Annotated in this window: 9 protein-coding genes and 1 pseudogene; 2 read left to right on the top strand and 8 right to left on the bottom strand. The window is 45.9% G+C overall.

Features of this window, described 5'->3' with window-relative positions; genetic code table 11:
- Positions 1 to 73: 73 nt before the first annotated feature.
- Together DSM107010_RS34825 and DSM107010_RS34820 are read left to right on the top strand one after the other, a co-directional pair.
- A pseudogene (locus DSM107010_RS34825) lies at positions 74 to 1,462 on the top strand (alanine/glycine:cation symporter family protein); the annotation flags it as partial.
- 132 nt (positions 1,463 to 1,594) lie between these two features.
- Positions 1,595 to 2,026 (top strand): universal stress protein, encoded by a 432-nt coding sequence (locus tag DSM107010_RS34820; RefSeq protein WP_015152922.1) that lies wholly within the window; start codon positions 1,595 to 1,597, stop codon positions 2,024 to 2,026.
- 192 nt (positions 2,027 to 2,218) lie between these two features.
- Here the strand turns inward: DSM107010_RS34820 and DSM107010_RS34815 are convergent, their stop codons facing one another.
- From DSM107010_RS34815 to DSM107010_RS34785, 8 genes are all read right to left on the bottom strand, one after another.
- On the bottom strand, positions 2,219 to 3,721 hold the full coding sequence (locus DSM107010_RS34815) for a GMC oxidoreductase (protein ID WP_106168491.1): 1,503 nt from the start codon (positions 3,719 to 3,721) through the stop codon (positions 2,219 to 2,221).
- Positions 3,722 to 3,730: 9 nt separating this feature from the next.
- Entirely contained in the window at positions 3,731 to 4,339 is a 609-nt protein-coding gene (locus DSM107010_RS34810; protein WP_015152924.1) for a cytochrome c oxidase subunit 3, read from the bottom strand.
- Positions 4,336 to 6,045 carry a cytochrome c oxidase subunit I gene (gene ctaD, locus DSM107010_RS34805; RefSeq protein WP_106168492.1) on the bottom strand — a complete coding sequence of 570 codons (1,710 nt, stop codon included), beginning with the start codon at positions 6,043 to 6,045 and terminating at the stop codon, positions 4,336 to 4,338. Before ctaD ends, DSM107010_RS34810 begins: the two co-directional genes overlap by 4 nt.
- 91 nt (positions 6,046 to 6,136) lie before the next feature.
- Positions 6,137 to 7,123, bottom strand: a complete 987-nt coding sequence (locus tag DSM107010_RS34800) for a cytochrome c oxidase subunit II (protein ID WP_106168493.1) — start codon at positions 7,121 to 7,123, stop codon at positions 6,137 to 6,139.
- A 186-nt stretch (positions 7,124 to 7,309) separates the two neighbouring features.
- Positions 7,310 to 7,906: a DUF2231 domain-containing protein gene (locus DSM107010_RS34795; protein WP_106168494.1), complete on the bottom strand. Its 597-nt coding sequence runs from the start codon at positions 7,904 to 7,906 to the stop codon at positions 7,310 to 7,312.
- Positions 7,903 to 8,400, bottom strand: a complete 498-nt coding sequence (locus tag DSM107010_RS34790; protein WP_015152928.1) for a DUF2231 domain-containing protein — start codon at positions 8,398 to 8,400, stop codon at positions 7,903 to 7,905. Before DSM107010_RS34790 ends, DSM107010_RS34795 begins: the two co-directional genes overlap by 4 nt.
- 438 nt (positions 8,401 to 8,838) lie before the next feature.
- Positions 8,839 to 8,985 carry a hypothetical protein gene (locus tag DSM107010_RS40605; RefSeq protein WP_181246425.1) on the bottom strand — a complete coding sequence of 49 codons (147 nt, stop codon included), beginning with the start codon at positions 8,983 to 8,985 and terminating at the stop codon, positions 8,839 to 8,841.
- A 356-nt stretch (positions 8,986 to 9,341) separates the two neighbouring features.
- Positions 9,342 to 10,310: a phytanoyl-CoA dioxygenase family protein gene (locus DSM107010_RS34785; protein ID WP_127025151.1), complete on the bottom strand. Its 969-nt coding sequence runs from the start codon at positions 10,308 to 10,310 to the stop codon at positions 9,342 to 9,344.
- Positions 10,311 to 11,059: the final 749 nt, after the last annotated feature.

Raw genomic sequence — 11,059 nt, 5'->3', positions numbered from 1 at the left:
GTATGCCTTCATTTTTATCTGGGCAGAATACACAACATTACTATTAATCGTACCTCAGTAGACTAGGAATTGCTCTATCTTTTCCTATCTAGTAGCAGCGCTGTCTCAAATTCTGTTCTTTAGCATTGGCGGAATGCCGTTTATCGTCCTGTGGTTGATTATTGGTGCGGTATTTTTTACAATCCGCATGAGTTTCATCAACTTCCGTGCTTTCGGTCACGCGATTTCTGTCGTGCAAGGACATTACGATAATCCAGCAGAAGCAGGAGAAGTCACTCATTTTCAAGCGCTATCAGCGGCACTATCGGCAACAGTAGGCTTAGGAAATATTGCTGGAGTAGCGATCGCCATTCAGTTAGGCGGTCCTGGGGCAATGTTTTGGATGACTGTCGCAGGGTTGTTAGGGATGTCCAGTAAGTTCGTTGAGTGTACTTTGGGACAGAAGTATCGTATTGTCAAGCCGGATGGTAGCGTTTCCGGCGGGGCGATGTACTACCTATCGCGTGGCTTGGGCGAACTGGGACTGCGTCCTTTGGGTAAAGTGCTAGCACCACTATTTGCTGTGTTTTGCATTGGTGGGTCTTTCGGTGGTGGCAATATGTTCCAGGCAAACCAGTCCTTTGCTGCGGTATCGGGAGTCATACCCTTTTTGCAGGGGCGAAACTGGCTCTACGGTTTAGTCATGGCTGTATTAGTTGCTTTAGTGATTATTGGTGGCATCAAGCGGATTGGTTCGGTGGCTGAGAAACTGGTTCCAGCCATGTGCTTGATCTACATCCTCGCCTCTTTATTCATTATTTTGACGAACATACCTCAGATTCCCAGTGCAGTTGGCACAATTCTCCGAGAAGCCTTTTTCCCACAAGCGCTCGCCGGAGGATTTATTGGGGTATTGGTGCAAGGATTTCGCCGTGCCTCTTTCTCGAATGAAGCAGGAGTCGGTTCAGCAGCGATCGCCCATTCCGCCGCCCGTACCGAAGAACCGATCCGCGAAGGGATTGTGGCATTACTCGAACCTTTCATCGATACTGTCGTGATTTGTAACATGACAGCTTTGGTAGTGGTGATTACAGGTGTTTACACCGACACCAAAGCAGACGGGGCGCAACTCACAAATGTTGCTTTTGCTTCCGCGATTAGCTGGTTTCCAATCGTACTAGCGATCGCCATCTTTCTGTTTGCTTTCTCCACGATGATTTCTTGGAGTTACTACGGCGAACGCAGTTGGGAATACTTGTTTGGCGATCGCACCACTTTAGTTTACAAGGCACTGTTTGTTTTCTTCGTGTTTGTCGGCGCTGTCGTCAACCTCGGTGCAGTCTTAGAATTCAGCGACATGATGATTTTGTCAATGGCTTTCCCTAACATCTTGGGCTGCTTCCTCTTGTCAAACAAAGTTGCCGCCGATTTACAAGATTACATGCAGCGCCTCCAAACTGGAAAGATGCCCGTGTTTAAGTGAGCAGTTATTAGGGAGCGATCGAGCAGGGGGAAGAGAGCTGAGGGAGCTGAGGAGAATGGGGGAGAAAATACCAATGACCAAATACCAAATACCAACTACCAATTACCAATTACCAATTACCAATTTAAAATCATGAGTTGGTTACAGAAAGACCGAGTTTTAGTTCCGATCGATTTTTCAGAAGAGTCTTTTGCGGCACTATCTCCAGCGCGAGAATTTGTGAAGGATGCAAGTCATTTATATGTTCTGCACGTTCTGTCTCACCTGCATCCAGCTGAACCTGGGGCGATGTGGAATACTTTAGACGATCGCTCGCGCCAGCAGCACGTAAAAGAGACTTTGAACAAACGATTTAAAGCTTCGGAGTTTGAAGGAGTTCATATTGGCGTTGCTGTTGGCGACCCCAGTTCGGAGATTCTCGACTATGCTAAGGAGATTAATGCCGATTTAATTGTGATTCCATCGCATGGCAAAACTGGCTTGAGTCGATTTTTTCTCGGTTCGGTAGCAGAACGAGTGATTCGTTATGCTCATTGTCCTGTGGTGGTGTTGAAAAAAAATTAGGTCAGCGGTTTATCAAAATCATCGCGATGTTAATCAATTAAGGCTAATACTTTGCTAAGAGATTAGCCTCAACTGCTTTATAGCGATTCTCGTTATGATGCGATACATTCGTAGGGGCGCACAGCTGTGCGCCCCTACAGATCTTGTATTTCATCGAATTGAAAAAGGCTATATTTTTCATTCAGCAACGCCTTACTTCAACTGCTCGATTAAGCGATCGCCAACCCGCAAAGCATTGGCAATGACAGTCAAGCCAGGACTAACACTGGCATGAGAAGGGAAAAAACTGCTGTCTACGACATAGAGATTTTGCACTTCGTGGCTGCGACAGTTTAGATCCAATACCGATGTTGCCGGATCTTCCCCAAACCGACAAGTGCCGCACTGATGAGCTACAACTTGTACGGGCATATCGCTGCGCGGATGGGTCGTGCGGTTAAAGACATTGGGCTGAGACTGCTCGACGCTTTTTAATACATCAACCCAACGATATACTAGGCGATCGTGCGCTTCTACATTATTCGCCGTGTAATCAATTCGCAGTTTGTCTCCCACATAGCGAACGCGATTGTTGGGATCGGGCAAATCTTCTGTTTTCAACCACCAACCGATTGAATGAGTTGCCAACTGTCGCAAGCCGAAACTTGGCATCAGCCTAGACAATGCCGATAAAATTGGTGGTGCTTCGGCAAAAATGACATCTTGAAAAATGCCACCGGAGTTTTGTACGTGACCCATCGGATACGGAAAATCTTTATCTCCCCAATAAAAATCGTTTAGCCCTAGCGTGCGGGAAAACGACCCAGAATTAGCGGTAGAGGTTAACTGCACCACAACCGACAGCAGTTGTTTCATCAAATTTCGCCCCACCTGACCGGAGCCATTTGCAATTCCATCAGGGTGTTTTTCGTTGGCAGACCGCAGCAGCAATGCCGCCGAGTTCACAGCACCACAGGCAAGCACTACAATATTGCCTAAAAACAAATAGGACTGTTCCCCAATTTTTGCTTCAACTGCTTTGATCTGAGATCCTGATGGGTTGGTATGCAAACAAACGACTTGGGCAGCAGTTTTAAGCGTCACGTTTTCGCTGTTGAGGATGGGGCTAACTCCGGTGTCTTCAGCATCAGTTCTACCGCGATCGCCCAACCCTAGCGGCAAATGAACGGGATGCAACCCCTGCTGAGAAAGAGTGTCACCAATATGTTGCACCATCGGCTCATGAGCAACTTCCCCAAAAGGATAGGCTTGGCTATGGGGCGGCTCAGTGGGGTCATCTTCGACTTTACCGTGTACTTGATACAACTTCTCGGCTTCGGTGTAGTAAGGCTCAAAGTCCTGATATTTCAATGCCCATGCCGGAGAAACCCCACCCTGATGCTGCACTTGCTCAAAGTCGCGTTCGCGCATTCGCTGCAAAACGCCACTCCAGATTTTTGTATTGCCACCAACGGCGTAATATGTTTGCGGATAAAACGGTTCTCCTGCGTTGTCGTACCAGGGTTCTGGCGCGTGAAATTGCTCTTTCTTAAAAACTTCTGTATCGACCAACTCCGAACTTTCACGATGGATCAGTTCTCCGCGATCGAGCAGCAAGATCTTTTTACCAGTTGATGCCAGCTTTCGCGCCAGCGTCCCGCCGCCTGCACCCGTACCAACAATAATTACGTCATAGTATTGGTCGTCAATTATCATAGGGCTCTCCTACTGCCAAACGTAAATGAGCGTGTACAACACGATCCAAATGACATCGACAAAGTGCCAAAATAAGGACGTTGCTTCAACACCAAAATAACCGTTGTCGTAGTTACCCGGGATAAACGATCGCCCCAACATTAATGTTTGCAGCAGAATTCCGGTGAGAACGTGCAAGCCATGAAATCCAGTTAATAAAAAGAACGTACCACCGAACAAACCCGACTGGTAGCTAAATGGTAAACTGCGCCATTCCACAGCTTGCCCAAAGAGGAAATAGCTACCCATCGCCATAGTAGCTAACAGAAATAGGCGAAAGCCCCACAGTTTTTGATCGTGTAAATAACGCTCAGCCACGTAGATGACAAAGCTACTGGATACCAGCACGAGCGTATTAATGAATGGATCTCTGGTTTCCAAGCCAGTCACACCTGGTGGATACCAGTCTAGGGTAGTGGTTTTGTAGACAATGTAACCCGTAAAGAAGCTCAGGAAAATGACACTTTCCGACAGCAGAAACACGATAAAGCCAAACTTACTATTGCCTGCTGCGTCATGCTCCTGGTGCTGTCGAACGTTAGCTTCAGTATCTTGCGCGATCGCTCTTTCTGCTGTCATGATGTTTGCTGCTGCGTCAGAGATTCAGGAAATTGAGTCAAGCCTGGATTGGGAATGTTCCCTACCAAGGGTTGGTTCCTACCGTAGCCGTAGGGACCCGAAACCACAAGCGGTGTTTCTTCAAAGTTTTCCACGGTTGGTGGTGAAGAAGTCAGCCACTCTAAACCGTATGCCCGCCAGGGATTGTTGCCTACTTTCTCGCCCCGAATCCAAGAACTCACCATGTTGAGAATAAATGGTAGCGTAGACAGCCCCAATAGAAAACCGCCAATACTTGCTATAACATTCCAGTAAGCAAATTCCAGGTCGTAGGATGCAGCCCGGCGGGGCATTCCCATCAATCCAAGCGGGTGCATCGGCAGGAAGGTTAACGCCGTTCCCAGGTAGGTCAAGGCAAAGTGCAGTTTACCCAGCCCTTCATAATACATGCGTCCGGTCATTTTAGGAAACCAATGATAGATTCCGGCATAAATGCCCATGACGATCGCGCCATACAGCACGTAATGGAAATGTCCGACCACAAAATAAGTGTTGTTGACGTGAATATCGATCGGCACAGAAGCCAGAAAAATTCCAGTAATTCCCGCAAACAACCAATTACTAATACCACCGAGCGCAAACAGCATCGGCGTGGTGAAGCGAATCTTCCCACCCCAAATCGTTGCCACCCAGCCAAAGACTTTAATGCCGGAAGGAATGGCAACCAGCATCGATGTCACCATGAAGAGTATCCGCATCCAACTAGGGGTGGCACTAGCAAACATGTGATGCACCCACACCAAACCACTGACAACCGTAATTAAGATCGATGATGCCGCAATCACCCGATAGCCGAATAAGGGCTTACGGGCATGAACGGGCAGAATTTCGGAAAACATCCCAAATGCTGGCAGAATCATCACATAGACTGCCGGATGGGAGTAAAACCAGAAAAAGTGTTGGTATAAGATGGGATTACCGCCCCGCTCTGGTGTAAAAAAACTGGTGCCGATCGTGATATCGAGCAATAGCATGATTGCCCCTCCAGTCAGTGCAGGCAGTCCATACAGTTGTATTAACTGCGCTCCCAGCACCGACCAGACAAAGGCGGGCGTTCTAAACCAAGTCATTCCTGGCGCACGCATTTTGAAGATGGTAGTGACAAAATTCACCCCACCCATGATGGAAGATACCCCCGAAATTGCCACTGCCAAAATCCATAACACCTGTCCGTTCAGCAGATTGCCAGTCGGGTTTTGCAAACTCACAGGCGGATATGCCCACCATCCCGACTGCGATGGACCTCCTGGTACTAGGAAACTGGCTAGCATCAGAATGCCTACTACAGGAACCATCCAAAACGAAACCGCATTGAGCCGAGGAAATGCCATATCTCGCGCTCCAATCATCAGCGGCACGAGATAATTTCCCAATCCTACTAAAACGGGGAACGTCCACATAAACAGCATGATCGAGCCATGCATTGTGAACAGCGCGTTATAAACAGTGCGATCGACCAGATCGGCATCGGGGGTAATCAGTTCGCCCCGCATAATCATCGACAACGTGCCACCAATTAGGAAAAAGAAAAAAGATGTGACGATGTATTGAATGCCGATCACCTTGTGATCGGTGCTGAAGGTGAAGAATCGCTTCCAGTTATCGGGTGCGCCTGGGTATGGCTGACCGCGCACGGCTTCTGGAGCTTCGATCGAGATGTTTGTCATAAGTTATTAAGCAAGTTAAAAGTCAAAAGTTAAAATTGCGAAACTCACGATCGCGAATTATGAATTACGAATTACAAATTATTTGGTTACATCAGGCAGGTGGACTATTCGGTTCGTGCTTAGGGGCATAATTTACTACAGGTGGCGATGCAGGTGGGATAGTGTCCCAACCGCGAACGGCTACCTTGTCTTTCGTTGTCCCAGAGCGATCGTTTGCTTGGCTGTACTCGAAAGCAGCTCGATTAAAAGCAGGGGTAGGCGACCCAGTGGCAGCATCAGCGAGCCATTGTTGATATTCGTTGAATGGCTGAACGACGACATCTGCTTGATTTGCGCCAAAGTAAGTCCCGCTAAACATGGAATCGCGCAGGCGATAGGTTCCAGTTTTCACAGGAGTCAGTTCAAAATCGATTTCGTGGTTAGGAACGACATCTTGCTTCAGGCGAAATGCCGGAATGTAAAAGCCGTGCAACACATCCTGCGATCGCAACGTAAATCGCACGCGGCGATCGACTGGTAAATGTAACTCAGTGCTGGTGATATCCTGTTTTGGATAATGGAAAATCCATGCCCATTGCTTAGCGGTCACGTCAATTTGCTCGATGGGAGCGGTTTCTACTGCATTCTGAATTTCCTGCTGAGGCTTGCTGTCAAAGGGTTCGGCGTAAGCAGGCTGCATCATCTGAGGCATATGCAAGTGTACCAGTTCCATCGGACCCCGCACCGCCATTTTTTCGTAAGTCCGATAGCTCACAAAGGAAAGTGTTAACACCAAAACTAATGGTACTGCCGTCCAAATAATTTCCAGCCAGGTGTTGCCTTCTATCGGGGGACCATCGCTCATGTCATACTTACTGGCTCGATGAAAAACCAACGAGTAAAGGAAAGGTCCAATTACACCTAAGTAAATGAATGTGCCTAACCCAGTAAAGAGACTGAATAGATCGTCTAGCAACTTTGCTTCTGCTGCTGCTTCTGGCGGAAACCAAGAATAGGATTGCTTCGCCATCCACAAGCTTGTCATAGCGACCAGGATGGCATAGACCGTCATTATTAGAATTGCACGAAGTTTCATCATGACAGCGATCGCACCATAGTTAGAACAGCGAACCGAGAGGAGAAGGCAGGAAGAAGAGAGCTTATGATGCTCTCGGGAGCTGAGAGAGCTGAAAGGACAAGGGGGACAAGGGAGACAAGGGAGAAAAATTATAGCTTCTGATTCCTGACTCCTGTTTTGACTTTTGCCTTTTGCCTTTTGCCTTCCCTAGAGTTGATTGGGATTTTCGCCTAAGTGCAGCATTTGAGCCGCTGTGACGTGAATGCCAAATTCGGCACCCAGATGTGCGCCCAGCGTTCCCTGCACAAACATCAGAGCAAAAACAAATAAACCAGCAGCGAGATAACTCCACTGTACCTGTCTTGCCATGTCTTTGCGCCACTGATAGCGTTGAAAGCCTCGCCAAACGGTCATTCCCACGATTAAGGTCAAAATCATCACCCCCCCTACACCGTGTAGAATCATCGTTTCCAAGGCATGAAGCCCCCAGGCACTGGTGACATCCGCTAGCGGTACAGCCAAAGCAACTTCAAACACACCAGCCATAACCGTAAAAAAGGTCACGATCGCCGATGCTAAAAGGTTATACCAACCGACATCAAACAGCGCCGAGCGGGTAACGGGAATTGCTAGAAACTTAAAAACTGCTTTCTCGACGGGAAACAGTACCCCTACAATGTCAAAGGCGATCGCTACAATAAATAACCCTAGCGTTAGATGCACCAGATTGGGATGGATGGGAATTGGGTAGGGCAACCCATTCACTCCCAAACTACCCCACTGTTCCAGCAAGTCTGGATTCATAATATACCTCCTCTGATTGCCTCTACGACAGGAATCGTATGCAAGCCATAGACCCACACGAGTAAGCTGCCCAGGTATGTCTGAATACAAACTAGCCCAACTAGCAGCACGCTCGCTGCGAGATAAGGAAGGGGTAGCTGCGGTCTTTCCTGCAACCGGATCACGTAGCGCCATGCGGTGACGACTGCTAGAATTCCTGAGAGCGACCAGCCCAAAATTGTATGAGCATTCAGCGTTGAAACAGATGCAGCATAAGGTTCTGCTAGACCTGCCTCAATTTGTCCAAAAATAATTGCAATGAAGATCGAAACTGTTGCGAAGGTCAGATTCCACCAACTGACTTCATACAATTTGGAATTTTTGGTGAAATACCCCAGGAGATCGCAAAATACTGCAAACAGCACCATAGCGATCGCGAAATGCACCACGATTGGGTGAATGGTATCGGGATAAGGAAGGTTATGCTCGTTGAGAGGCGGAAGATACTTAAACACAGATTTTCAGAGTAATACAGTGACAGCGAGCAGTTATAGTGAAACGAAAGGATTGGGTTGCTAAAAATTATCGCAGACAGAATAACTACTGGTGTAGAAGCAGAGTAGGCAGTAACTCCAAAAATTTGAGCAATAATTTTGACTTACTTCTAAAGTATCTCCTTTTGCAACTCCAGTCACTTATCCCTTTCTAATTTAATTGTTTTGGCTTTTGTACGACAGTGAATATCTCAAATCCCAACGCCAGCCCAGCAGTATAATTTCGCACTTGAGATTGTTGCCACTTGAACGTAGGTCAAAATAGTTTTCTAGAGAACATTATTTTGATCCACCCCTTTTTGCACCACAACCGCTATTCTGGTGGTCATTTAACTGTATATTTAATGTATAGAAATAGCTCGTAGTTTATAAATCGAACTCATACCCAATCGTATAGTTTTAATTGCGCCGCTCTAGTAAGCTATTTTTTAAGACTTCTATGAACTGCCAAAATCTAGGTAATTTTTGAGCAGCCTTTTGTCTTGGTAGCTTCGCACAAACTGCTTCTGGTAACCAGAATTGGTCGTCAAAGTCGTAGTATCCCATGAGATCTCTTTCCTGACTTACTCGATTTCTACTATGTCAAGAGGATGGGAAGATAGTGAATAATCTTCCCATCAGAATGCCTCGATTCGTAGTCTCTTGTCTTCATACAAGTGGAATAGCCAATGACAGAACTCATGAGCCTACTGCTTAAGTAAGATTAATTTACTACTATCAACAGGAGGAATTTTAGAATTGTTATTACCTATAGATAGTCGGATAAATAATTGAGCAGCAAGAAAGTTCAAGTTGGAAGAATTGCCAGCAATAGATTCTGTATTCAAATATTCCCGATCTCATGTATCTTTGATATCTTCGTTCTGGACGTGAAGTTAAGTACGATCGCATAAAAGTAGAGACTATTTTGAAGTCAGCTGGCTAGAGTTCAACAACAAAGAGTCATCTCGATCGCCTAACACCCCGTAGTCGTTAATAGAGAAATGTATCGCTAAAATCAGCCGATCTCCCTTCGTTGGTGGCAATCCTTTGTGAACGCAAAATGGATCTTCCACAAAGCCAAACCCCGCCGGACCACAAATTGTCACAATCCTAGAAGTACCGTAGTAATCAATCACATCTTGCTCGGAACGCAACCGCCACAAGCTGAGAAGATAGGCAAGTTTTTTCTGACGATGACTGCCACGAATACATACATGCGGTCCATTAGCTAAGGTAGTGTCACTTAAGTAGAAGTAAAATCTAAGACAACGGTAATCTTCAAGGTCGTGATGAAACACTTGCCCAATCGCAGCCGTAGATTCATAAATTGCTGCTGTTGGGGGAAAACTCCACCACAGCCAACTACCAGCATGAACCGATTCTACTTTTAAATATTTCGCAGCAATATTTAATAGCTTTGGGTCGCGAGCCAGTTTCTCAATTGCTGGACATAGCAAGCTGGCATTGTAATATTTCCCTAGTCGAAAAGATTGACCGTATGAACTCTGCGCCGCTAGCCTTTCTTGATAAGCAAAACTCAAGCGTAAATTCCCGTCTCCGTAGCAATTATTACGCTCTGCAAACTCACGGATTTCTCTCACCCAGCTATCTGGTAGATGAATCCCCAAGTACAATCCGTCAGCGATTAAAGATTCAACTACTTCATCAGTATTGAGGTGACTAAACACCGAATCTTTTTCCTCGTAGACTTTAGCGGTTCGTTGACGCTGATAGTAATTTAACATCATGATTTGGATCGAGCTAAAGCGACCAAATACATACATAAATAACCATTGAGGAGTTCTAGATAAATACTTTTTGAGTACGCCAATATAGTAGTAGCTACAGCTTTTTAGTCGAGTTATTAGCAGCAAATTTTGCTCGCGCATCAGCACTTTGCTCACACCTAAAATTAGTATTTGGCAGAAAGTCAAAATCAAGCGATCGAACGCAGAATATCACAAGTGTCAGCTAACATTAGTCTCCCCCTTTACAATTCACATATTAAGGCATTGCCAAACGATGATGGAAAAATCTAGTTGAGTATAGCAGCAATTTACTGCTCCGAGAATCTTGACAGAGCCGGACAAAAATTACATAAATTCTTAAGACATTCTCATTCAGATTTTCTGTAAAAGTAACTCGATTCGGGTCGATGAGTGGGAGAAAAAGTCTTGGTAATTATCTTCATCTACGTATGCAGCTAGTCCAGAAAGAACTCAAACCATGATAGCTAAACTTGCACTCCTATCACTACTAGTAGAGATATATAGCAATCCTATTTGATTCATGAACGTGGAGCAGGCTTCTAGCCTGCCGCAGGCTAGAAGCATACTTTACAAATCATTTAGAACTGCTATAGGCGAGCAAGTATGACTTCCTACATCTTTACTTTCGGCTTATTCTCGACTGATACTAAAAACTTGTCAATTCAGAAGTAATCTCACGCTCTGTCAATCCCAAAAAGTTCAGGAAAGTTTAGGAGTTAACTATCGTTCTGATACTATACCGCTGTTGCAATATCCCGTTTATTGTTATGGTCTCCACCAGGGATCGGGTTAAGAACCTATTTATAAAGTAAACCTTTAAGCAGATAGGCGACGTAGCATAATTCGAGTCATAACAGCATAAATAGCTG

The sequence above is a fragment of the Chroococcidiopsis cubana SAG 39.79 genome (assembly GCF_003991895.1).
Classification (GTDB): domain Bacteria; phylum Cyanobacteriota; class Cyanobacteriia; order Cyanobacteriales; family Chroococcidiopsidaceae; genus Chroococcidiopsis; species Chroococcidiopsis thermalis.
The sequence above is the reverse complement of the archived record's forward strand: the minus strand, read 5'-3'. Positions and strand labels throughout refer to the sequence as shown.

What these genes read in the sequence shown, in the direction of transcription:
- DSM107010_RS34820 (WP_015152922.1), top strand. Translation starts at nt 1,595, where the DNA reads ATGAGTTGGTTACAGAAAGACCGAGTTTTAGTTCCGATCGATTTTTCA.
- DSM107010_RS34815 (WP_106168491.1), bottom strand. Translation starts at nt 3,721, where the DNA reads ATGATAATTGACGACCAATACTATGACGTAATTATTGTTGGTACGGGT.
- DSM107010_RS34810 (WP_015152924.1), bottom strand. Translation starts at nt 4,339, where the DNA reads ATGACAGCAGAAAGAGCGATCGCGCAAGATACTGAAGCTAACGTTCGA.
- ctaD (WP_106168492.1), bottom strand. Translation starts at nt 6,045, where the DNA reads ATGACAAACATCTCGATCGAAGCTCCAGAAGCCGTGCGCGGTCAGCCA.
- DSM107010_RS34800 (WP_106168493.1), bottom strand. Translation starts at nt 7,123, where the DNA reads ATGATGAAACTTCGTGCAATTCTAATAATGACGGTCTATGCCATCCTG.
- DSM107010_RS34795 (WP_106168494.1), bottom strand. Translation starts at nt 7,906, where the DNA reads ATGAATCCAGACTTGCTGGAACAGTGGGGTAGTTTGGGAGTGAATGGG.
- DSM107010_RS40605 (WP_181246425.1), bottom strand. Translation starts at nt 8,985, where the DNA reads ATGGGATACTACGACTTTGACGACCAATTCTGGTTACCAGAAGCAGTT.
- DSM107010_RS34785 (WP_127025151.1), bottom strand. Translation starts at nt 10,310, where the DNA reads ATGCGCGAGCAAAATTTGCTGCTAATAACTCGACTAAAAAGCTGTAGC.